Raw genomic sequence first — 24,444 nt, 5'->3', positions numbered from 1 at the left:
AAAATCTTATTTTGTTTATACTTTTATACAGCATTGAGAAAATTTGTAAAAAATTTAATTACGCCGAAAACGGCAGAATGGAGGAAAAACAATGGGCGTTACCTATGTTAGAGAAGTCATTTCACCTGAGGAGCTTTTTGAAAGATATCCTCTTCCTGAAGCTCACAAAAAATTAAAAGCAGAAAAAGATAAGGAGATTGCCAAAGTCTTTACAGGAGAGTCCGACAAATTTCTGGTTATCGTTGGCCCTTGTTCTGCCGACAACGAGGATGCAGTATGTGATTACACTACACGACTTGCAAAAGTCCAGGAAAAGGTTGCAGATAAACTAATCATTATCCCTCGTATATATACAAACAAACCAAGAACAACAGGCGAAGGCTACAAGGGAATCGTGCACCAGCCGGATCCGGAAAAAGCACCCGATCTTCACGAAGGTCTTATTGCAATGAGAAAAATGCATCTTCGCTCTATTGCTGAGACACATATGTTCTCAGCTGATGAAATGCTCTACCCTGAAAACTGGCCTTATCTCTCAGATATATTATCATATGTTGCCGTAGGCGCACGTTCTGTTGAGGATCAGCAGCACAGACTTACAATAAGCGGAATTGATATTCCTTGTGGTATGAAAAATCCTACAAGCGGTACTTTGAGCATCATGCTTAACTCATGTATAGCAGCCCAGGGAAGCCACACATTTATGTATCGCGGATGGGAAGTCAAATCTGATGGAAACCCTCTTGCACATACAATCTTAAGAGGTGCCGTAAATAAACATGACCAATCACTTCCTAACTATCATTATGAAGACCTTACATTATTAAATGAAATGTATCATAAGCTTGAACTTAAAAATCCTGCATGTATTGTTGATGCAAACCATGCTAACTCAAACAAGTGCTTTTACGAACAGCCTCGTATTGTATCTGAGGTTCTTCACAGCCGAAGCGTTTCAAAAGATATTGAAAAGCTTGTCAAAGGTGTTATGATTGAAAGCTATATCGAAGAAGGAAATCAAAAAATTGGTGAAGGCATTTATGGAAAATCTATCACCGACCCTTGTCTTGGATGGAATGATACAGAAAAACTTATTTATGAAATTGCAGATAGAATTTAATAATTTCGTTCACTAAAAAATTGGGATATACATTTGTTACTACAGCAAATGTATATCCCTTTTTTTATAAATATTCTTTTTTAGATATTTAGATATTCAGCTATCAATTTTGTACATATGAAATGTATTATTTTCGTTTATACTGATAAAAATAATATTCGAGGTCATAATATGTCCATTCGTCTGAATCATGAGTCATAATCCATTCATCCGATTTTTCAAGATTTTCAAGATAAGCATCTGCTTCATACTCATAATCGACTTTTGTTATATAGGCACGGCTGCAATATGGCATAAATTCCTTATAAACTTTTTCTCCGCCTATGACAAATATGTCTTCGTCATCATACTTTTTTAATTCTTCAAGTGCTTCATCAATACTGTGGACTATCACTGCATTTCCATAAGTATATTTTTTATCGGATGTGAGAATTATGTTTGTTCTTCCACCGAGTGTAGTTCCTCCCGGAATTGCCTCCATAGTTTTTCTGCCGCCTATGACAACTTTTCCGTCAGTAAGTTCCTTGAAAAGTTTTTTGTCAGAAGGAATTGATACAAGCAGTTCACCTTTATTTCCAATTGCCCAGTTTTTGTCAACACATGCTATCAGATTCATTCTTCCCACGCTTCTTTCTTCTTTTTTTCTTCAACGAAAAGATACATATACTCTCTCGGTATAAGTGCCTTTATATAAATCCCTTCATTCCTATACTCTTCTTCCATAACCTGTCCGTATTTTCTTACGTTTGACACAGCACCCGCTTCGTCATATCCGAACACCTTATCAAGCAGTTGTTTTCCCTCTGCTATGACTTCGCTTATGGCAGAGAGCATCTGTTCTATCCCCTGTCCTGTCTTTGCAGATATTCTGACTGTCCTGTCAGCTGCAAGGTCTTTCAATGTTTCTTCTCTGTCACATACATCAATCTTGTTAAACGCAGTTATAATCTTTTTATCTCCTACCTCAAGCTTTTTAAGTGTCTCATAAACTGTATACATTTGGGAATCCATGTCTTCATTTGAACAGTCTACAACATGAAGTATCAGATCTGCATATTTTGCTTCTTCAAGTGTACTTCTGAATGCCTGAATAAGATGGTGAGGCAGTTTTCTTATAAAGCCTACCGTATCGGTAAACAAAATTTCCTCACCGTTCTCCCTCACAAGTTTTCTTGTTGTCGGGTCAAGCGTCGCAAAAAGTTTGTCCTCAGATAAAACTCCCGCACCCGTCAGATGATTTAAAAGAGTTGACTTTCCTGCGTTTGTATAACCTACAATAGCAACTACCGGTATCGGATTTTCCTGTCTCTTTTTTCTTGTGAGTTCTCTCGTTCTCTTTACCTGTTCAAGTTCTTTTCTTACCTGAGTTATTCTTTCCTTGATAAGACGTCTGTCCATCTCAAGCTTCTGTTCTCCGGGACCTCTTGTTCCGATTCCTCCACCAAGTCTTGAAAGCTCACTTCGTCCACCGATAAGGTGTGACGCCCTGTATCTTAACTGTGCAAGTTCTACCTGCAGTTTTCCCTCACTTGTGGATGCTCTCTTGGTAAAGATATCAAGAATCATAACCGTTCTGTCAACAACTTTGACATCAAGCATCTGAGAAAGATTATTAAACTGTGCCGGTGTAAGTTCATCATCACATACAACTGTATCCGCCTTATGCTTTATGACAAGTTCTCTTACTTCCTCTATCTTTCCTTTTCCTATATATGTTCCGGGATGAACTTTTTCCCTGTTCTGAATAACCTTCGCAACAGTCTCTACACCCGCTGTCTGACCAAGTTCGATAAGCTCATCCAATGATTTGTCGGTATCATCATTTTCTGATGTAGCTACACCAACTACAATTATTCTTTCTTTCTGTTCTGATGTATCATACAACTTTTCTTCCACTACTTTACCTCCACTTATCTTTACTCAGCTTTTTGTTGTCTGCCGTTTTTATATCCTTGTCCTGATAAATGTTAACTCTCTTTTCATTTTCTTATCATCCGGATACAATTTTACATACTTTCCTGCAACACTGTACGCTTTTTTATACAGTCCCATTTTTTCATATATTATAACATTATTTTTCAACAACGACTTTTGAACCGACGTTTCTCCGAGGTCAAGACCTTTTTGAACATAAGTAAGTGCCTGCTCATAGTCCTCAACTTCAATAAGGCAATTTGAAATCTGGACATATGCATCTATATTTTTTGTCAAATCCTCTTTTGAGATATATTCCTTAAATAATTTTTTTGCAGAATTATAATCTGACTTTGCTACATATATCATTCCTTCAAAGTACAACGCATCTTGTTCGCCATTTTTAACCGCTTTCTTAAAAGCTGCCAGTGCATTGTCATACTCTCCAAGATAATAATATGCCTTTCCTGAAGCTATATCATGTTTCTTGTCATCGCTGTCCATGTCAATCAGCTTGTTTAGAATGCTCTTTGCAGACTCCTCATCTTTCTGAAGATTATATACATTATACAATCCAAAATATGCATCGTCACATTCTTCATCTGTGTCCATTGCTTTTGTATAATCTTTTGCAGCAGACTCATAATCTTTCACCTCTACAAATAAAGATGCTCTTGCAATGTAGGCTTTTGTATTTTTCTTGTCCGACTTTATAATCGAATCATATATTTTTTGTGCCTCAGTATAATTATCAACTGCCTGATACGACGCTGCAAGCAAGAGATTTATTTTTTCATCAAGACTGTCAACCTGTTTTATGTTTAATGCTTTTTTGCAATCCTCAATCGCCTCATCATATTTTGCAAGACCATACTTTGATATTGCATCTCCGTAATAAAGCTGTTTATTATTTGTATTTGAAATCGTATTCTCCGACTCCTGAAATGCATGTGAAAATTTCTCTACAGCCTCATCATATCTGCCCAGATAGTTATATGCCATGCCTGCACCGATATAATATTCTGCTTTGTCGGCATTCTCACTTATAGCCTCCTCAAAGCATTTTAATGCTTTCCCATAATCTTCACTTTCAATATACTCCATCCCTTTATCATATGATTTGTCAGCCTTTCCGCATCCTGTAAATAGAAACGCAGCCGTACATATAATTGCAATCTGTTTTAAAATATATTTTTTCTGTCTCATCAAAATCCTCATTTCATTTTTAAAGCAGACTACATACAAATATATAGTCTGCCTTTTATTTTAATTATTGCTGCTTCAGTGAATCTTTTAAGAAATCTTCATATTTTTTTACGATAAGCTTTCTTCCGCTTTTTCTTATAGGTATCATCTTGTCATTTATCATTATGAAATCCGAGTCGACAAGTCCTGCAACATACTGCATGTTGACAAGATAACTCTGATGGCATCTTAAAAATCTTTTATCTGCCAGTTCCTGTTCAAACACATCCAGCTTGTTATAAACTTTTACGGCTCCCTGTGTCGTAGTGTATATGTAAACAACCTTATTATCCGACTCCATGTTTATTATATCCTTATAAGGTATAATAAGTGATTTTCTTCTGGACTTAACTTCAATAAAATTCTGATTTTTCTGCGGGTGTTTCTGAACATAATAATCAATAACCGCACCTATCCTTCCCGGTTCGTATGGTTTAAGCAGGTATCCCATAGCATGTACATCATACGCTGCTATCGCAAAGTCACTGCTGGATGTACAATAAACGATTTCAACATTTCCATCCATCTGACGTATCATTTTTCCTGTCTCAATACCGTCTATCTCATTCATCATCACATCAAGAAAAATAAGATCATATGGATGATTTTTGTAACCTGCAACAAGTTCTTCACCGTTTAAATATGGTATTATCTCATACTCCAACCCTCTGTCAGTCATGAGGAAACCTACAATTTCCTCTAACATACTCCTGTCTATTTCACTGTCCTCACATACTGCAACTTTTATCATAGATATATTCTCCTCATAAACTTCACATCTGATTATAGAATACAGAAAATAACGTACTTGGTCAAGTATTTTTACATATTTCGCCATTAAAAAGACTAAAATCGGTCATTATCCGCCCTCAACAACAAAAAAATAATACTACCGATGTACTGCAGAGGTAAACAGCAGCAACACTATGTTTAAAGTTTTTGCAAGTTGCAACACCACTTATTCTGCATATACTGTAGTATTCTTAAATTTATGTGGGTGGTAGCATTGAATATTTTTAATGACAAGATATATATATTTGGAGATGATGACAGACAGCGTGCCCTTTTTTCCCTTTTTCTCGAAAAAGGGTTTAATACCGCTATTTCATCCAACTGTTTTTCCGGTGAAAACAAAAAAATAAAATACTCACATTGTTTTAATGAAAGCAAATCTTTTTCAGGAACGGATTTTCTTGTTTTTCCGATTCCTGTAAAAAAAGAAATGATAGACAATATATTTCCTTTTGCATACAAAAATAACTATCTTATCGGTGGACTTTTTGATAAAGAACTTATAGATTTTTGCAAATATTATGGCATAAATTATTATGATTTATACAAATCAAAAACTTTTGTGACAAACAATGCAAAAATAACCGCCGAAGGTGCTGTTTTTAATGCGATGCAGTCTTCCAAAATAACAATTTCAGGAAGTAAATGCTTAGTTATAGGATACGGCAACTGCGGTAAAAAAATATGCAGTCTTCTCAAATGCATGAAAGCCTGTATATATGTTGTCGAAAATGATATGAAAAGTAAAAGTTTTCACACTCAGGATTTATGTCTGCGCACCAAATGCCACAATGCATTATTCTACGAAAATATAAACGATATAAAATCCATTCATAAGTTTGACTTTATATTTAACACCGCACCATCTAAAGTGCTCACACATAACATTTTAGAAAAGCTTAGCAAAAATACCACCATTATTGATATTGCGTCCGCACCCGGAGGTACTGACTTTGATTATTGTAAAAAACATGGTATAACCGCAAAACTCTGTCCCGGTATCCCCGGAACTTATGCCCCGAAATCCGCCGCCCACATTATATTTAATGAAATTGTAAACCTAAAAAGGGAGGGTTAAACTTGAATAATAAATCTCAAAAAAACAAAATAGGTTTTGCCATAACCGGTTCTTTTTGCACACACAGCAAAATCAAAAAAATAATAAATTCACTTCACGAAAAAGAATACGAAATATTCCCGATTGTTTCATTTAACGCAGCAAACATGGACAGTCGTTTCGGAAACTGTGATGAATTTTTAAAATCCTTAGAAGAAATTACCGGCAAAGAAAACATTAAAACCATACAGAATGCCGAAACCATTGGTCCCGGAAATTTTCTTGATGCCCTTGTCATTGCTCCCTGTACCGGAAATACTCTTGCAAAACTTGCAAACGGAATAACAGACACTCCTGTTCTCATGGCTGCAAAAGCTCACCTTAGAAACGAAAAGCCACTTATCATAGCTGTCTCCACCAACGATGCAATGGGATTAAATTTCCAGAATATAGGTAAGCTTTACAATGTAAAGAATATTTATTTTGTACCGTTTTTCCAAGATAATCCTGAAAAAAAACCATGTTCACTGATTGCAAAATTTGACCTTATCGACAAAACAATAGAAGCTGCCTTAAAAGGAGGACAGCTTCAACCGGTTTTATATGAAAAATAAATCATAAAATTATAATACGGAAATTTATATCTGTATTTTTATCTTATATTTGTTCAACCAGTAATTTATCTGTATCAGATATGCAAGCATCTGCGGGCCTGCCATAAGCTGACCGTACCATGGTGCACCATAATCCTTTTCTCCTTCCATAAAGGCTGTGAGTTTTTTCTCATCTATTATCTGAAGAATTGGTGCACCATTTTTTAAGTCATTTTTCAGACGGTTTATGAGCAGTTTTTCATAATACGGATTGTATGTCTTTGGATAAGGGCTCTTTTTTCTAAACAGGACTTCATTAGGTACACGCCCTCTCGCTGCCTGTCTTAGCACATTTTTTACCATATCGTTTCTCGCTTTCATATCCCACGGAATATTAAATACATACTGAACAAGCTGTTTATCGGCAAACGGAACTCTTGCTTCCAACCCCGAATGCATACTTGTTCTATCCATTCTGTTTAAAAGGGTCTGCATAAAAAACCTTATATTTAGATAACTTATTCTTCTTCGGTCAGCTTCAATTTTATTTTCCCACGGAAGTATATCCACCTCTTTTACGGCACTCTCATAAGCTTTTTTCACATATTCATCCATATTAAGCACCTCTAATACATCCGGCTTCATTAGCTGTTTTCTCGGCGATAAATCAGGTGTCCACGGAAACGTATTACATTTCAAAAATTTTTCTCTGTGAAACCAAGGATACCCCCCGAATATCTCGTCAGCACATTCTCCCGTCAGCACTACCTTATGTTTTTTACTTACTTCACGGCAGAAAAATATCAATGATGAATCTATATCAGCCATGCATGGAAGATCATGAGAGTCAATTGATTCATATAAAAGATTTGCCTGTATCTCATAATCACAATTCAAAATTTTGTGCTCGGTTCCAAGATAATCGACCATTTTTTTTGCATACGGAGCATCCTGTGACGGCTGAAAACTGTTTGCCTTAAAATATTTTTCATTTCCCGTAAAGTCAAATGAATATGTTGAAAGTCTTTTGCCTTCTTCCTTAAGTTTTGCCGCACATATTGATGATACAAGGCTTGAATCAATTCCTCCCGACAAAAAAGTACATATAGGCACTTCATCATCAGATACCATCTGCCTTACAACTGCATCCTCCAGCAGATATTTTGTCTTTTCAATGGTTCTCTCATAACTGTCCTCATGATACCTGCTCTCTAACCGCCAGTATTCTTTACTAATCACACCGTATTTGCTGCATGTGAGATAATTCCCGGGTTTTAATTCATTTATGCCTTTAAACACGGCATTTCCAGGCTGTCTGGCAGGTCCTACTCCAAACACTTCATTCAATCCGTCACGGTCTACAACCGCATCAATTTTTCCGTACTCAAAAAGAGCTTTCACTTCCGATCCAAATACAATAGCATTGTCTTCCTTTACAAATGTATAAAATAACGGCTTTATGCCAAACTGGTCTCTGTACAGATATAATATAGCGTGACTTGAATCATATATTGCAAATGAAAATATTCCATCAATTTTTTTTACAAATTCCGGCCCGTATTGCAAAAATAAAAGCAGTATAACTTCTGTATCCGATTTCGATTCAAAATGCCATCCTGCTCTCTTCAACTCTTTTCTTAAAATATCCGTATTGTAAATTTCTCCGTTGTAAACAATAACATAATCATTATTATTTATTGTTCTTTTCATCGGCTGTCTGCCATACTTTACATCTCTTATCGCCAGACGTGTATGTGCAAATCCGCAATGCTCCTTCAAATAAATGCCCGAATCATCAGGTCCTCTGTGATAAAGACTTTTCTTCATCTGCACAAGTATCTTTCTGTATTTGTCATTTACTTCAAAATTTATATCATTTGAAAAAAAACCGGCTATTCCACACATAAAAACCTCCGTTCATATACTATAAGAAAAAAACTTATTACTGTTCACACCCTCAGGTATAAACAGCAGCAAAAACTTTTCCATAACAATATATGCATCCTGAAAAATTTTTATGTGTAAAAATAAGTCTGAACGGATTACTCGATTGCTATTTGCTTTTGACTCATGCATAATCAAATTCTAAATTCACAATCACTAAATAATTTTTCTACTGCATCCTCATACTCCGTGATTTTTTTCGATTTTCTTATCTTTTTTAAATGCTTATCCGCACTTTCAAAGTCGTTTGCAAAATATGCCCACAATTCCTTTAATTTAAATAGGATAAATGTATCACCGTCATAAACTTCACAATATTTTTCAAATATCGTCTGATAATATTTTTTAAATATTTCCTTGTCTATAGCTCCCTTTCCTTTTATCTCGCCAAACAATCCGGGATTTGATAATATTCCCCTTCCAATCATCACACTGTCAGTTTCCTGAAATCTTTCTGCTATCAGCTCATAGTCCTCTTTTTTCTTTATATCACCATTGTAACAGACCGGATTTTTACTCTCGCCAAGTGCATACTCAAACATCTCAAGATTAGGCTTGTTTTTGTACATATCCATCCTCGTTCTCGGATGAATAATAAGCTCATAGATAGGATACTTATTAAAAATCTCAATAAGCCTGTAAATCTCTTCCGTTTTTTCAAATCCAATTCTGGTTTTAACAGAAATCTTTATGTCGCATTCGCTGTAAATTCTGTCAAGAAATTTGTCAAGCTCATCGGGATATTTCAAAAATCCTGCTCCCCTTTTTTTGGAAACTACTGTACCAGATGGACAGCCAAGATTTAAATTTACCTCATCATAGCCAAGTTCCCGCATCTGTTTTGATGCATTTATAAAACCATCTGCATTGTTTGCAAGAATCTGAGGAACCAAAAAAAGTTTTTCATTATTTTCCGGAAGTATATCCCTGAGTTCCTTATTTTTCATTATTCCGGACGGTCTTGTGACTACAAACGGCGAAAAAAACTTATCCGCATCATCAAAAAAATCAGCATAAATATTTCTGAATATGTACCCCGCAACACCTTCCATAGGCGCAAAATAAAGTTTTTTAACTGCCATTATTCTACCGTCCTCTTTGATGAAACACTTGCAAGTGCTCTCCTGTCGCAGATTATCGGAAGTGACTCTTTAATATTCTGCATATACGCATCATTGCAGAAGCCGCCGTCCTCACCGTCAAGGGTCCATTGTACATCATCATCACTTATAATATGTAAAAAACTGCTGCTTAAATAACACATATTATCCGCATCAAGCTGTTTAGATAAAAGTGCATTCAATACCTGCTGCAATTCAATGGGATTTTTAAGGCTCTTGATAAGCAGAGCTTCAAAAAGTCCATCATCCATTTTTATATTTTTCTTTTCATAATATTTGTAACCTGCCACAGAAACAGAATTGCTTATAAGACCTAATATAAATTCTCCCTCGATAACACCGTCATCATACTCTATCTTCATATGATGAGGTTTTATATCCGCAATATGCTTCAGTGCTTCAATAAAATACGCTGCTTTTCCAAGTGCGTTCTTCCACTCCTGTGGCGTCTGATATGACACCTCCGTAAATGCACCAAAACCGGCAACATATGTGAAATATCTGTCATTGAATTTTCCCATGTCACATTTGAAAACATCACCGTCCGTAATCAGAGCTGCTGCATTCTTCATAACTCTTGGAATTTTGAGACTCGCTGCAAAATCATTTACCGTTCCTGCCGGAATATATCCGCATATAGGTCTTTTTTCAAGTTTCATAAGACCTGTTGCAACCTCATTCATCGTTCCGTCTCCGCCTGAGCATACTACATAATCATACTTTTCACCTTTTTTCTCGATAACTTTTGTAGCATCCTCTCTGCCTCTTGTCGCAAAAATAGTAACCTCAAATCCTTCCTTGCAAAAGATTTGAATTATCTCTGATAATTTATTTTTAATCTGTTCTTTTCCTGCCATCGGATTATAGATAAATAACATTTTTTTACTCATGCAGTTACCTCACTTATCATCTTAGTTAAAATAGATTATACCTTTATAATTTACTCTTTGCAAATGTTTTGTTCAGTGTTATCATATGTTATTAGATTAAAAAATAATAAACGGAGGTAACAAATGAAAACTGCTGATTTTGCTTATGATTTGCCAGAGGAACTTATTGCACAGGATCCTCTTTCAGACAGAGCAGCTTCAAAACTGCTTGTTATAGACAAAGTAACAGAAAAACGAACACATACGGATTTCCACCATATAGGCGATTATCTGAATCCCGGAGACTGTCTTGTCATAAATAACACAAAAGTTATTCCTGCAAGACTTATAGGTGAAAGAGAAAATACCGGCGGCAAGGTTGAAATACTTCTCCTAAAAAGAAAAGAAAACAACATCTGGGAAACACTTGTAAAACCCGGAAAAAAAGCACGCATCGGTTCAAGAATAGTATTCGGCGGTGGGATATTGAAAGCTGAAGTAGTAGACATAATTGAAGAAGGAAACCGTCTTGTGAAGTTTGAATTCGACGGAATATTTGAAGAAATCCTTGATAAACTCGGTCAGATGCCACTTCCGCCATATATAACACATGAATTAAAAGACAAAAACATGTACCAGACAGTATATGCCAAATATGAAGGCTCTGCTGCCGCACCTACGGCAGGCCTGCACTTCACTGAAAAACTTCTTGACGACATAGAAAAAAGTGGAGTAAACATAGCAAGAGTTACACTTCATGTGGGACTTGGAACATTCAGACCCGTAAAAGTTGATGATGTCTCAAAGCATCATATGCATACCGAATTTTATCAGGTTTCAAAAGAAGCAGCCGCTACCATAAACAATACAAAGAAAAACGGTGGGAGAATAATCTGCGTCGGCACTACAAGCTGTCGTACAATCGAATCTGCATCTGACAGAAACGGCATAGTACAAGCCGGCGAAGGAGATACAAGCATATTTATCTATCCCGGATACCGCTTCAGGGTTTTAGACGGACTTATAACAAATTTCCATCTTCCTGAGTCTACACTGCTCATGCTTGTTTCTGCACTTACCGGACGTGATAACATAATGTCTGCATATAAAGAAGCTGTTGAAATGAAATACAGATTTTTCTCTTTCGGAGATGCAATGTACACTGAAGCAAGAAGGCTTGTCTACAATCCTGACGGAACATATAATTCACTTTACTTTGACAATAATGGAAAATTAAACATCTCTGCTGATGAGTATGACAAAGCCGAAAAAGAATATCACAGCCTGTTATTATCAGATGGGATAGACAAGGCTTGGGATGCATTCCACTCTGACGAATGGAATATATCTGCCTGCGAAGAATGGTGTAAAGATAATTCAGCTAATCATAGATTTTAAAATTGATTCGGCAAAAATCATATCTTCTTTATAAGTAATTTTTATATTGGTTCTCTCACCGTTTACTATGGCAACTTTTTTGCCAGAGAGAACCAATATTTTTGATGCATCCGTAAGTATTTCACGCTCCTTATCAGTAAGTTTAAGATAAAGCTCTTTAAGCTGTTTTGCATGAAATGTCTGAGGTGTCTGGCACTGGTACATATTACTCCTGTCAGGTATATCATTTATAATACCGTCATCACACTTTAAAATAGTGTCAACGGCAGAAACGGCTGTTGTTACAGCACCGTACTTTACCGCCTTTTCAATATTTTCCGACAATATCCTTTTATTTATGAACGGTCTTGCGGCATCATGCGTCACTATTATTGTTTCATCATCAATTCCATAATTTTTTTCAATATATACTATACCATTCATTATAGTTTCATTGCGGCTGTCTCCACCTGCAATAATTTCTATGTCTGTCGCTTTGTTTTCACTGCATTTATCCCTGATAATATCTTTTGTATATCCAATCCACTCTTTTGGACAAAGAACTATTATCTTTTCAAAATTTTCATACTCCAAAAAATGCTCCAATGTATGTACAATTATGGGTTTGCCACCAATTTCAAGATACTGCTTTGGCATATCTGCACCCATTCTGCTTCCGATACCACCGGCTAAAATCAATCCAAATATCATATTATGTCTCTCCTTTTTAATCATACGCTATTTCTAATTCACCGCTTGTAACACGACAAATGTATATTACTTAACAATTATCAGCCCAAGATACCGATACATTAGAAATTTCCCGATACCTTGAGCCAGATACAATCAAACAGATATACTATTTCTATCTACTTTACTCATAAAAGTCAACCGCAAAAAGTTCCTCTCCGGCCTTTATATCTCCATCTTTCAAAAGACGAACTTCCTGGTTATCTTCAAGTTCAGTGCATAAAACAGGTGAAACAAGCGATGGTGCATTATTCTTTAAAAAGTCAATGTCTATCTTCATAAGCGGCTCTCCCTTTTTTACTTTCTGACCACTTTCGACAAACACTTCAAAACCTTTTCCATCAAGTTTTACTGTATCTATACCTATATGAATCAAAAGACTGAGTCCTGAATCTGTCATAAAGCCTATAGCGTGTTTTGTATCAAATACAAATACGACCTCTCCGTCCTCAGGTGCTTTTATAACTGCATCTTCCGGTGTGACAACAGCTCCATCTCCCATCATTTTGCCTGCAAATCCCTCATCAGGTGCGGTAGAAAGGTCAGCAGCTTTTCCGGTCATAGGACTTGACATTACGATTGTTTTTACAACTTTCTTTGTCCCATTTTCCTGTTTATCCTCGTCTTTCCTATCAGTTTCTTCTGATAAATCCTCACTGTTTTCAGTATATTCTATATCAGGTGCACTTTCAAGATAATCTTCAAGATTTGACTTTATAACAGTTACATGTGGCCCGTAAATAACTTGAACTCCGTTTCCTTTATGAATAACACCACTTGCTCCTGTTGCCTTTAATGCTGCATCATTTACAAGTTCAGGTTTTACAACCGTACAGCGAAGTCTTGTAGCACAACAGTCAACAGTATCAATATTCTTCTTTCCACCAAGACCCATTGTTATATCTTTGCTAAGTTCATCTTCTGATGCCGCACCTTCTGCATCAGTTTCCTTTGCTTTTCTTGTATTTACATCTGCTTTTGTATAAAGTTTAACTTCTCCTGCATCATCTTCTCTTCCCGGAGTTTTAAGGTTGAATTTTTTGATAAGGAATGAGAATATAACATAATACAATATAAAATAAACTATACCAACAGGAATTATCCTGAGCCAGCTTGTCTTGTCATTTCCCTGAAGTATACCAAAAAGGAAAAGGTCAAGAAGTCCACCTGAAAAAGTAAGACCTACTGCTATATTTAATATATGGGCTATCATGTAAGCTGCACCCGCAAGCACAACCTGTACACCAAACAATATAGGCGCTACAAAGAGGAATGAAAATTCAATAGGTTCTGTGATACCTGTAAGCATACATGTAAGTGCCGCGGAGAACAAAAGTCCTCCAGCCTGTTTTTTCTTTTCAGTCTTTGCAGTACGGTACATTGCAAGTGCTGCACCCGGCAGTCCAAATATCATAAATATAAATTCTCCTGAAAAATATCTTGTCGCATCGGCACTAAAATGTGTAATATTTGCTGAATCAACAAGCTGTGCAAAGAAAATATTCTGTCCACCTTGAACAAGATTTCCTGCAACATCCATAGTTCCACCGACAGCAGTCTGCCAGAATGGCATGTAAAATACATGATGAAGACCAAACGGGATAAGTGCTCTCTTTATTATACCAAATGCAAGCGTTCCAAGATAACCGCTTCCCGTAACAAGACCACCAAGTGCATAAATACCGTTCTGTACCACAGGCCATATAAAGTACATAAAAATACCTACGAACATATAAACTATTGTTGAAACTATAGGTACAAATCTTGAACCGGCAAAAAATGACAGTGAATTTGGAAGCTGTATCTTATGAAAACGGTTATGAAGTGCTGCAACTCCAAGACCGACTATAATCCCTCCAAAAACACCCATCTGCAAAGTATTTATACCACAGACAGAGGATATCGTTCCCTCAAGCACATCTTTTGATATGCTTCCATCTGCGAGAATCTTTCCATTTATCTCAAGCATACTGCTGATGGATATGTTCATAACAAAATATGCGATAACTGCGGATAAAGCTGAAACTTCTTTTTCCTTCTTTGCCATTCCTATAGCAACGCCTACTGCAAACAACAGAGGCAGGTTATCAAAAACAGCACTTCCGACTTTATTCATAATAACAAGCAGTGCATGTAACATTGTACCATCTCCGAGAATTTTTCCGAGATTGTACATCTCAATAGTTGTCTCATTCGTAAACGAACTACCAAGCCCGAGCAACAGACCTGCTACAGGCAAAATTGCGATTGGAAGCATAAAACTTCTTCCAATTCTCTGTAAGACTTCAAAAGCTTTGTCTTTCATAATAAATAAACCTCACTTTCCTGTGATATTTATATGGAAAGCGGTCTTTTTAGTATAAATATATCTTGCTGAGTATTCTCATCATTTTATAAATACACAAAAAGAGGCACTAACTCCACATAAATATACTATTTGCAATTTATGTACAGTTAATGCTTCGTTTTGATAAATTTTGCTTTCAATCTTTTCCCACAATCCTTATTGAATTAGTATGATTTATGTTATATACTATTATAAGACTAAAATAATATGAAATATGGAGGCAACCATGAAAATCTCTACAAAAGGAAGATATGCGCTAAGACTCATGCTTGATATTGCACAACATTGTGCTGAAAAACCCGTTAGTATAAAAGAAGCTGCCAGAAGACAGAATATTTCAGATAAATATCTTGAACAAATAATTTCTATTTTAAATAATGCGGGATATGTAAAAAGTGTCCGCGGTCCACAGGGTGGTTATCTGCTTAAAAAGGAACCTAAAGAGTATACGGTAGGTATGATATTACGTCTTACAGAAGGTTCTCTTGCTCCTGTTGCATGTGTTGAAGAGGATTCTGAACCGTGTGAGCGTGTACAAAGCTGTGCAACCTATGTTGTCTGGAAAAAACTTTATTCAGCAATATGTGACGTTGTTGACAATATCACTCTTGAAGACCTTGTCAAATGGCATGTTGATGGTTCAGGTGATTACTGCATCTAAATTTTCTAATTATATAATTTCAGTTTTTCAACAAAATAAAAAGATATTAAACCCGGAAAACTTCTATTTCCATGATTTAATATCTTTTTTTCTTTTAACTGTTTATCTTTTTTCCGGATAAAAAACTACTCTGTAAATAATGATGTTGAATAATATCTGTCACCGCTGTCCGGTAATAATACAACAATGTTTTTACCCTTATTCTCTACTCTTTTAGCATACTCAATAGCCGCTGCAAGTGCTGCACCTGATGATATTCCTACAAGAATACCTTCCTCTTTTGCAATTGCCTTACCGTATTTGAATGCATCATCATCCTTTACAAGAACAACTTCGTTATATACTTCTGTGTTAAGTGTCTTTGGCACAAATCCAGCACCAATTCCCTGAATTTTATGCGCTCCTGCGTATCCCTGTGACAATACAGGTGATGTCTCTGGCTCTACTGCAATTACTTCTACATCTGACTTCTTTGCTTTAAGGTACTGACCTACTCCTGTAAGAGTTCCGCCTGTTCCGACACCGGCTACAAATGCATCTACATTTCCGTCTGTATCATTCCAAATTTCAGGACCTGTTGTCTTTTTGTGTGCTGCAGGGTTTGCCGGATTTTCAAACTGACCGGGTATAAAGCTGTTCTCTATCTCTTTTGCGAGTTCTTCTGCCTTTGCGATAGCACCTTTCATTCCCTTTGTTCCGTCTGTAAGTACAAGCTCAGCACCGTATGCCTTAATAATATTTCTACGCTCAATACTCATAGTCTCCGGAAGTACGATAATGATTCTGTATCCTTTTGCTGCTGCAATTGCTGCAAGACCTATACCTGTATTTCCTGATGTTGGCTCGATAATTGTTGAGCCCTCTTTTAAAAGACCTTTTTCCTCTGCGTCTTCTATCATCTCCTTTGCAATTCTGTCTTTTACACTTCCTGCCGGATTGAAATACTCAAGTTTTGCAAGAATTTTTGCTTCAAGACCAAATGCCTTTTCAATATGTGTAAGTTCTACGAGTGGTGTGTTTCCGATAAGTCCAAGTGCACCCTTATATATATTTGCCATGATAATAATCCTCCTATTATATCTATATTATATTTAATTTATTTCTACTGAACTGCCTTAAATGCTTCATCAAGATCTTCAATTATATCGTCAATGTTTTCTGTTCCAATTGAAAGTCTGATAGTATTCGGCTTGATACCCTGATCTGCAAGTTCCTCTTCATTAAGCTCTGCATGAGTTGTAGATGCTGGATGAATAACAAGTGATTTAACATCTGCAACATTTGCAAGAAGTGAGAAAAGTTCAAGATTGTCAATAAATTCTTTTGCTTTCTCTGCACCACCCTTAATCTCAAATGTGAATATAGAACCACCGCCATTAGGGAAATATTTCTTATAAAGACGCTGCTGCTCAGGATCATCAGAGACTGATGGATGATGAATTGCCTCTACAAGCGGCTGTTTCTTTAAGTAATCTATAACCTTTAATGCATTCTCCACATGTCTCTCTACACGAAGTGATAATGTCTCAAGTCCCTGAAGGAAAATCCATGAATGGATTGGTGAAATAGTAGCACCTGTGTCACGAAGAAGAATAGCTCTTATTCTTGTAACAAAAGCTGCAGGACCTGCTGCATCGGCAAAGCTGATTCCATGATAACTTGGGTTTGGCTCTGTAAGCTGTGGGAATTTGCCTGATGCTTTCCAGTCAAATTTTCCTCCGTCTATGATAACACCGCCGATTGTAGTTCCGTGACCACCGATAAACTTAGTAGCTGAATGAACTACAATATCCGCACCGTATTCAAGCGGACGAAGAAGATATGGCGTTGCAAATGTACTGTCGATAACAAGTGGAATCTTGTGTGCATGTGCAATCTTTGCGATTGCTTCAATGTCTGTAACTTCTGAATTTGGATTTCCAAGAGCCTCAATGTAAAGTGCCTTTGTGTTGTCCTTGATAGCAGCTTCAAATGCTGAAGGGTCAAGCGGGTCAACAAATGTTGTCTCAATATTATAATCTACAAGAGTATGTGCAAGAAGATTATATGTTCCACCGTAAATGTTCTTTGCTGCTACAATGTGGTCACCTGCAAGTGCAAGGTTCTGAATAGTGTATGTAACTGCTGCTGCACCTGAACCAACTGCAAGTGCTGCCACACCACCCTCGAGTGCTGCGATTCTCTTTTCAAAAACATCCTCTGTAGGATTTGTAAGTCTTCCGTAAATGTTACCCGCATCTTTAAGACCAAATCTGTCTGCCGCATGCTGTGAATTGTGGAATACATAAGATGATGTCTGATAAATAGGAACTGCTCTTGCATCTGTAACTGCATCTGCTGTTTCCTGACCAACATGTAACTGTAATGTTTCAAATCTAAAATTTCTATCTGCCCTTGCTTTCTTACTCATATATATGTCCTCCAAAAATTAATTTCTATTTATCTTTTTCTCTATCCTGATTTTAATTTACAAATTTATTCTACTCCCAAAAATAATACACAATCAAAAACAACAATAATCATGCCACCACTTAAAACTGCACATTCGACTATCTTTCATCGTATAGTCGATAAACATTCGCCTATAAATCATATAGTCTCCTCCATATTCTACTTGTCATATATTTCATATTACCTCAGTATGATTTGCTGACAAAAATTATAATACACTTCTATTCCTACTTTGTCAATAGGAAATATATATTTTTTATGGCTGAACTGTTACATTTTTACTCATGTGCTGCTATCCAGCCTCCTGCCGCTATCACATCCCCATCATAAAAGACTATAGCCTGCCCCGGTGTCACCGCTCTCTGTTTTTCATCAAACACACATTTTATCTTTCCGTCCTTCTCAGGATAAACCGTACATAGCGAACCCTGATGTGCATATCTTATCTTTCCGATAAATCTTGTTGGCTCTGTTATATTTTCAATCGACATATAATTTATGTTTTCCGCATACACTGTATCTGAAAATACACTCTGACCGTCACCGAGTACAATCTCCTTTGTGTCCGGACAGATTTTGTTTATATAATAAGGTTCAGTTGAAGGAAGTCCCAGTCCCTTTCTCTGTCCTATCGTGTAATGCTCTATGCCCTTGTGCACTCCAAGAACATTACCCTTTTCATCGATAAAATTGCCCGGCACACTTTTTTTGCCCGTCTCTCTCTCTATAAAGCCTGCATAGTCATGATCCGGTACAAAGCAAATATCCTGACTGTCACTCTTATGTGCAACCTCAAGACCTATTTTTTCTGCTATCTCTCTTATCTGGTCTTTGTTGTATTCTCCGACAGGCATAAGCGTTCTGCTGAGCTGTTCCTGACTGAGATTAAACAATACATATGTCTGGTCTTTCTTTTTTGTTGCAGACATTTTTATTGTATATCTTCCGTTGTCAAGCTTGACTATTCTTGCATAATGTCCCGTTGCAATATAATCTGCTCCTATTTCCATAGACCTCTGTAAAAGCGACTGCCATTTAACATATTTATTACATGCTATGCATGGATTCGGCGTATGTCCCTTCTTATATTCATCAACAAAATAATCTATAACATACTTTTGAAAATCATCTCTGAAATTCATTACATAATATGGTATATCAAGCTGTGATGCCACGCGTCTCGCATCCTCCACAGCCGACATTCCGCAGCATCCGCCCTCATGTTCTACTGTACAGGCATCTTCCTGCTGCCATATCTGCATAGTTACTCCAATCACTTCATATCCCTGTTCTTTTAATAAATAGGCTGCCACCGATGAATCAACACCACCCGACATTCCGACAACGACTTTCTTTTTCATATATCTGATCCTTTCATTAAGTGTTTTAAGTATTGTATTTTTTCATAAATAAACAATAGCCGTATCACAAAAGATAACTGTATCTGTACTAAATGATAACACATTATCTTTCATAATACGACCATATATTTTTACAATTCCTACCCACAAACTATGATTTAGAAATATTCCTGCTGATTCTGCAATTTGCAATAAAAAATAATCAACGAATAACTTTTAGTATTCTTCTTCAGGAGCTTCTTCCTTTTCGCTGATGTCATTTACAGGCTTTTCAAGACCTTCTATCTTGATACCGTTCTTTTCTGCATAATCCCAGAGGGCTGCGTGTATAGCTTCCTCTGCTAAAAGAGAACAGTGGACTTTTACCGGTGGAAGTCCGTCAAGTGCTTCCATAACTGCCTTATTTGTAACCTGTAACGCCTCCTGAACTGTTTTTCCTTTTACAAGCTCAGTTGCCATACTGCTTGTCGCAACTGCTGCACCACATCCAAAAGTCTTGAATTTTACATCCTGAATGATTCCGTTATCATCAATGTCAAGGTACATTCTCATGATGTCACCGCATTTTGCGTTGCCAACTGTACCTACACCACTTGCATCCTCTATCTCTCCAACATTTCTTGGATTGTTGAAATGATCCATAACTTTTTCACTGTACATAGTAAGCCTCCATTTCTCTGCTCTTATCTATTTATTATTCTTTACAAAATCCTCGTAAAGAGGTGACATGCTTCTAAGTCTTTCAATAATTCCTTTAAGCTTGTCTACTGTAAAATCAACTTCTTCCATAGTATTCTTTTCTGATAAAGTAAGTCTTAAAGAACCATGTGCTATCTCATGTGGCAGTCCTATGGCAAGTAAAACATGCGAAGGGTCGAGTGAACCTGATGTGCAGGCTGAACCACTTGAACCGCATACACCATTCTGGTCAAGCAATATAAGCATTGACTCACCTTCAATAAATCTAAAACATACATTTACGTTATTTGGAAGTCTCTTAACTTTATCACCGTTTAATTTTGCATAAGGAATTTCTTCCATAACTCTGCTGATAAGATGGTCTCTGAGCTTTGTCTCGTACTCCATTCTCTCTTTCATATTGTCTCTCGCAAGTTCTACAGCTTTTCCGATTCCGACAATTCCCGGAACATTATGAGTACCTGCTCTTCTCTGTCTCTCCTGTGCTCCACCGTGAACAAATGAACCAATTTTTACACCTTTTCTGATGTACATAATACCGATTCCCTTTGGTCCGTTTATCTTGTGACCGCTGGCACTGAGCATGTCAATGTTCATCTCATCCACATTCATAGGAATATGGCCAAAAGCCTGAACAGCATCTGTATGGAATAATACACCATGTTCTTTGGCAATCTTTCCGATTTCTGCAATAGGCTCTATAGTTCCAATCTCATTGTTGGCTGTCATAATTGAAATAAGAATAGTATCCGGTCTGATTGCTTTCTCTACATCGGCAGGATTTACAAAACCATTTTCATCTACATCAAGGTAAGTAACCTCAAATCCCTTTTTCTCGAGATATTCACATGTATGCAGAATGGCATGATGCTCTATTTTTGATGTGATAATATGCTTTCCTTTATTTCCATAAGCATCAGCAGTAGCTTTCAATGCCCAGTTGTCAGACTCACTTCCGCCGCCTGTAAAATAAATTTCCTCTGTTTTTGCACCAAGAAAGTCTGCAATAGTCTTTCTTGAATCCTCAACAGCTTTTTTGCTGTTTCCTGCAAAACTATATATACTTGATGGATTTCCATAAAACTCAGTAAAATATGGTTTCATAGCCTCAAATACTTCTGGATATACCTGTGTAGTGGCTGCATTATCCATATAGATACACTTACTCATATTTGTCCACTCCTTTGTCTCATTATTGATTTATTTTATATATCACAGTGTTTTTTCTATTTAACGAAAACACTTATCAACAAGGATTATTATAACATTGCATTTTTCAATGTCAACACGATAGTTACAGTATATCGTCGTTCTTATTGAAAACATTTCTCAATACGCAAACTGTCATTATCACAAATCAAGTCGAAAAAAAACTTGAACATCAAAGCAGAAACTCTAATGTACAAGTTCTAATCTCTCAATATGTAAATGCACCAGGAGGGATTTGAACCCTCACGAGGTCACCCCCGACGGATTTTGAGTCCGTTGCGTCTGCCGTTCCGCCACTAGTGCATATTGTGTTGTCACAACATTTGATATAATACTACCAAATCACTCAATTGTCAATAGCTTTTTTCTTTTTTCAACTCATCCCCGAATGATGCTTTTTCCCGAAAAGAAACTGCCACATAATCAAAATGCGGCAGATTATTTTCAATAGGAATACTAATAATTATGTAGATATTTTTAACCAATAACCTTTTTAACAGCCTCTAAAACTCGATCTGCCTGGAAAGGTTTTACAATGAAGTCTTTCGCCCCATTCTGAATAGCTTCAATAACCATCGCCTGCTGTCCCATTGCTGAACACATAATAACATTTGCCCCAGCATCAGCTTCCTTAATTTTTTTCAAAGCCTGAATACCATCCATCTCAGGCATAGTAATATCAAGTGTAACTAAATCCGGTTTCAATTCTGTATATTTCTGAATAGCAACAACACCATTCTCTGCTTCCCCAACTACATTGTAACCACCTTTTGTTAAAATATCCTTTACCATCATGCGCATAAATGCCGCATCATCAACAACTAAAATATTATTTCCCATGGTCATTCTCCCTTGCATAAATTATTAACAAATCATATCAGCTTTTCAGTTATAAAGCAGCCTTTAATATGATTCACCAAAGAACTAACTTTTCTTTTGTCAGTCTTTTTGACTACAATTCCTGTCTTAAATTATATATCTTTTAAGAACGCGTGTCAAGTAAATGGTTAAATCAAAACTATTTATTTAAAAGTATATTTCCTGTTTTTACCTGCACTGCGAACACAAACAGATAAACAATTACTTAAAAATATTTATGACTTCCCCACAAATTACTTTTTTTCAAATCAAGATACTCGCTGTACGCTTTTTCAAGTATCTGCTTTTCGTTTGAAAATTTAAGTAAATGATATGCCTCATGATATTTGTAATATCCTGAATCCACAAAATATTCCTCTCTTTGAGGCTTGCTATGATAACTGTCCGCCATCATAAGATACCAATGTACATCTTTTACTACTGTGTCATTCGGTGTGTTAAAGGTATATTGGCTCTTGCCAACATATTTGATAATACTGGCAGCCACATTTGTTTCTTCTTTTACTTCCCTAAGAGCAGTCTGCTTGTACTCTTCACCTGCTTCAACTGTCCCTTTCGGAAGAACCCAGCCATCATATCGATGTTTATAATTCTTGTAGAGCAATAAAATCTTTCCTCTAAAAATCACCACACCGCCACAGCTCGTTGCTTCAATCATTGCAATTCCTCCTTGGTGTGCGTGAACATACTTATATAAGTATACTCTTTTTGATGACTCTTTGCAAGAACATTTAATCGCCGATATACTCTCTAAACATTTTTTCGGCTATCGGCACCGCATATCTGCTTCCTGTTCCGGCACTCTCAACAACTATACTGACAGCTATTTTGGGGTTGTCCGCCGGTGCAAATCCAACAAACCACGCGTGTGATGTCCCTTTTGAATCAAACTCAGCTGAGCCTGTTTTTCCTGCAACTCTGTATGAAAATCTGTTTAATGACGAAGCTGTTCCGTCTTTTACAACTGATTTCATAAGATTTTTAACGCTCACTGCCACACTTTTATCTATAATTTTTCCGGCTGATTTAGGCGAATATTTTTTTACCTGCTTTCCCGAATCACTCTCAGTGTGGTCAATTACATACGGCACCATCATTTTTCCCTTATTTGCAATAGTGCTGCTTATAAGAACATTTTCAAGCGGTGTTATTCCAGTCTTTCCCTGACCTATTGCAGTCTGCATAATCTCACCCTTGTCCGACTTTCCATTCAAAACAAAACTGCTTTTTTTTTATTTAAAATTAACAGATAATTTTCTGTTAAATCCAAATTTTTCGCACAAACTTTTGAAACTGTCTGTATTAAGTTTCAAACCTATATTTGCAAAAGCCCCGTTGCATGACTCTGAAAAAGCTCTGTTTAAATTTACCTTTCCGTGAACTTCACCGCCGTAACATCTTATCTTATTTCCATAAAACTCGTCTGTTCCCTTGCACACATATTTATAATTTTTATATTTACTTCCGTTTTCAATAATGTATTCCGCTGCTGTAAGTATTTTAAATGTCGAACCCGGCGGATATATTCCCTGTGTTGCCCTGTTTAATAATGCTGAATTTCCGTCACCACCCGATATAAGCTTATTCCAGTCTTTCCCAACGGTATTCGGATTGTAATCGGGTTTTGATACCATCGCAAGAATCTTTCCCGTAGACGGTTCCATTGCAACTACTGCTCCCCTGTAACTTCCAAGTGCGTCATATGCTGTTTTTTGAAGTTTATAATTGATGGTAGTAACAACATTATCTCCCGGCTTTTTCTTTCCTTTAAAATTGTCCATAAGCTGTTCTAACGGATTTGCATGAGATGTAAGTAACGGATAACACTGACTTAATTCCACACCTGTCATGCTGTTTGTAATTCTCCCGATAACATGACAAAACATATTGTTATAAGGATAATATCTCTTATCATTTCCCTTTTTATCAGTTATAGTTTTCGCCAGAACTTTGCCGTCTGCTGACAGTATTTTTCCTCTCTTTACTTTTTTGGCAAGAACCTCCTGTCTTTTGTTATACGAATTGTTTATTATATCCGCACTGTCCCTGAGCATA

At 36.7% G+C, this 24,444-nt stretch carries 20 protein-coding genes, 1 tRNA gene and 2 pseudogenes; 5 read left to right on the top strand and 18 right to left on the bottom strand.

Annotated elements, in window-relative coordinates:
• Positions 1-91 precede the first annotated feature (91 nt).
• A complete protein-coding gene (locus ACZLXV_RS09220) occupies positions 92-1,120 on the top strand; it encodes a 3-deoxy-7-phosphoheptulonate synthase (RefSeq protein WP_482383211.1) in 1,029 nt (342 codons plus the stop codon).
• 127 nt (positions 1,121-1,247) lie between these two features.
• On the opposite strand, the gene ACZLXV_RS09215 is transcribed toward ACZLXV_RS09220, so the two are convergent.
• From ACZLXV_RS09215 to ACZLXV_RS09200, 4 genes are all read right to left on the bottom strand, one after another.
• The gene (locus ACZLXV_RS09215) at positions 1,248-1,736 is read right to left on the bottom strand and encodes a dihydrofolate reductase (protein ID WP_022224899.1); all 489 of its coding nucleotides are present in this window, start codon (positions 1,734-1,736) and stop codon (positions 1,248-1,250) included.
• The gene (gene hflX / locus ACZLXV_RS09210; RefSeq protein ID WP_482383210.1) at positions 1,733-3,016 is read right to left on the bottom strand and encodes a GTPase HflX; all 1,284 of its coding nucleotides are present in this window, start codon (positions 3,014-3,016) and stop codon (positions 1,733-1,735) included. The genes ACZLXV_RS09215 and hflX overlap by 4 nt, the downstream gene beginning before the upstream one ends.
• 48 nt (positions 3,017-3,064) lie before the next feature.
• Entirely contained in the window at positions 3,065-4,240 is a 1,176-nt protein-coding gene (locus tag ACZLXV_RS09205) for a tetratricopeptide repeat protein (protein ID WP_482383209.1), read from the bottom strand.
• Positions 4,241-4,304: 64 nt separating this feature from the next.
• Positions 4,305-5,030 (bottom strand): LytR/AlgR family response regulator transcription factor, encoded by a 726-nt coding sequence (locus tag ACZLXV_RS09200; protein ID WP_022224902.1) that lies wholly within the window; start codon positions 5,028-5,030, stop codon positions 4,305-4,307.
• A gap of 255 nt (positions 5,031-5,285) precedes the next feature.
• Here ACZLXV_RS09200 and ACZLXV_RS09195 point away from each other — a divergent pair, with 255 nt between their 5' ends.
• Positions 5,286-6,149, top strand: coding sequence for a hypothetical protein (locus tag ACZLXV_RS09195; RefSeq protein ID WP_482383208.1), 864 nt, complete (start codon positions 5,286-5,288; stop codon positions 6,147-6,149).
• A 2-nt stretch (positions 6,150-6,151) separates the two neighbouring features.
• Positions 6,152-6,742 carry a dipicolinate synthase subunit B gene (locus ACZLXV_RS09190; RefSeq protein ID WP_482383207.1) on the top strand — a complete coding sequence of 197 codons (591 nt, stop codon included), beginning with the start codon at positions 6,152-6,154 and terminating at the stop codon, positions 6,740-6,742.
• Between the two features lie 24 nt (positions 6,743-6,766).
• Here ACZLXV_RS09190 and asnB read toward each other — a convergent pair whose 3' ends face one another.
• The 3 genes from asnB to ACZLXV_RS09175 all read right to left on the bottom strand — a co-directional run bounded on the left by asnB (position 6,767) and on the right by ACZLXV_RS09175 (position 10,676).
• Positions 6,767-8,626: an asparagine synthase (glutamine-hydrolyzing) gene (gene asnB / locus ACZLXV_RS09185; protein WP_482383206.1), complete on the bottom strand. Its 1,860-nt coding sequence runs from the start codon at positions 8,624-8,626 to the stop codon at positions 6,767-6,769.
• Positions 8,627-8,799: 173 nt separating this feature from the next.
• Positions 8,800-9,747, bottom strand: a complete 948-nt coding sequence (locus ACZLXV_RS09180) for a tRNA dihydrouridine synthase (protein ID WP_482383205.1) — start codon at positions 9,745-9,747, stop codon at positions 8,800-8,802.
• Complete coding sequence (locus ACZLXV_RS09175; RefSeq protein ID WP_482383204.1) at positions 9,747-10,676, bottom strand: diacylglycerol/lipid kinase family protein; 930 nt, start codon at positions 10,674-10,676, stop codon at positions 9,747-9,749. Before ACZLXV_RS09175 ends, ACZLXV_RS09180 begins: the two co-directional genes overlap by 1 nt.
• A 123-nt stretch (positions 10,677-10,799) precedes the next feature.
• Here ACZLXV_RS09175 and queA point away from each other — a divergent pair.
• Positions 10,800-11,816: pseudogene (queA, locus tag ACZLXV_RS09170) on the top strand (tRNA preQ1(34) S-adenosylmethionine ribosyltransferase-isomerase QueA); the annotation flags it as partial.
• Positions 11,817-12,032: 216 nt separating this feature from the next.
• Here the strand turns inward: queA and ispD are convergent.
• Entirely contained in the window at positions 12,033-12,743 is a 711-nt protein-coding gene (ispD, locus tag ACZLXV_RS09165; RefSeq protein ID WP_482383203.1) for a 2-C-methyl-D-erythritol 4-phosphate cytidylyltransferase, read from the bottom strand.
• Between the two features lie 163 nt (positions 12,744-12,906).
• Positions 12,907-15,087 (bottom strand): PTS sugar transporter subunit IIABC, encoded by a 2,181-nt coding sequence (locus ACZLXV_RS09160; protein WP_482383202.1) that lies wholly within the window; start codon positions 15,085-15,087, stop codon positions 12,907-12,909.
• A gap of 268 nt (positions 15,088-15,355) precedes the next feature.
• Here ACZLXV_RS09160 and ACZLXV_RS09155 point away from each other — a divergent pair, with 268 nt between their 5' ends.
• Positions 15,356-15,790: an RrF2 family transcriptional regulator gene (locus tag ACZLXV_RS09155; RefSeq protein WP_482383201.1), complete on the top strand. Its 435-nt coding sequence runs from the start codon at positions 15,356-15,358 to the stop codon at positions 15,788-15,790.
• 125 nt (positions 15,791-15,915) lie between these two features.
• Here the strand turns inward: ACZLXV_RS09155 and cysK are convergent, their stop codons facing one another.
• The 9 genes and pseudogenes from cysK to ACZLXV_RS09110 all read right to left on the bottom strand — a co-directional run bounded on the left by cysK (position 15,916) and on the right by ACZLXV_RS09110 (position 24,443).
• A complete protein-coding gene (gene cysK, locus ACZLXV_RS09150) occupies positions 15,916-16,848 on the bottom strand; it encodes a cysteine synthase A (protein ID WP_482383200.1) in 933 nt (310 codons plus the stop codon).
• A 44-nt stretch (positions 16,849-16,892) separates the two neighbouring features.
• The gene (locus ACZLXV_RS09145) at positions 16,893-18,200 is read right to left on the bottom strand and encodes an O-acetylhomoserine aminocarboxypropyltransferase/cysteine synthase family protein (protein ID WP_482383199.1); all 1,308 of its coding nucleotides are present in this window, start codon (positions 18,198-18,200) and stop codon (positions 16,893-16,895) included.
• Between the two features lie 319 nt (positions 18,201-18,519).
• Positions 18,520-19,602, bottom strand: a complete 1,083-nt coding sequence (gene mnmA / locus ACZLXV_RS09140) for a tRNA 2-thiouridine(34) synthase MnmA (RefSeq protein WP_367335994.1) — start codon at positions 19,600-19,602, stop codon at positions 18,520-18,522.
• A gap of 216 nt (positions 19,603-19,818) precedes the next feature.
• Positions 19,819-20,262 carry a Fe-S cluster assembly scaffold protein NifU gene (gene nifU, locus ACZLXV_RS09135; RefSeq protein ID WP_022013524.1) on the bottom strand — a complete coding sequence of 148 codons (444 nt, stop codon included), beginning with the start codon at positions 20,260-20,262 and terminating at the stop codon, positions 19,819-19,821.
• 27 nt (positions 20,263-20,289) lie between these two features.
• On the bottom strand, positions 20,290-21,471 hold the full coding sequence (gene nifS, locus ACZLXV_RS09130) for a cysteine desulfurase NifS (RefSeq protein ID WP_482383198.1): 1,182 nt from the start codon (positions 21,469-21,471) through the stop codon (positions 20,290-20,292).
• 259 nt (positions 21,472-21,730) lie between these two features.
• A tRNA-Leu gene (locus ACZLXV_RS09125) sits at positions 21,731-21,813 on the bottom strand.
• Between the two features lie 174 nt (positions 21,814-21,987).
• Entirely contained in the window at positions 21,988-22,350 is a 363-nt protein-coding gene (locus ACZLXV_RS09120) for a response regulator (protein WP_022013522.1), read from the bottom strand.
• A gap of 244 nt (positions 22,351-22,594) precedes the next feature.
• Positions 22,595-23,047 (bottom strand): NUDIX hydrolase, encoded by a 453-nt coding sequence (locus ACZLXV_RS09115; protein ID WP_022224916.1) that lies wholly within the window; start codon positions 23,045-23,047, stop codon positions 22,595-22,597.
• A gap of 73 nt (positions 23,048-23,120) precedes the next feature.
• A pseudogene (locus tag ACZLXV_RS09110) lies at positions 23,121-24,443 on the bottom strand (peptidoglycan D,D-transpeptidase FtsI family protein).
• Position 24,444 lies beyond the last annotated feature (1 nt).

This window comes from Butyribacter sp., from assembly GCF_056818865.1.
Note: the sequence above shows the minus strand (reverse complement) of the source record. Positions and strands in the feature narration are given on the sequence as shown.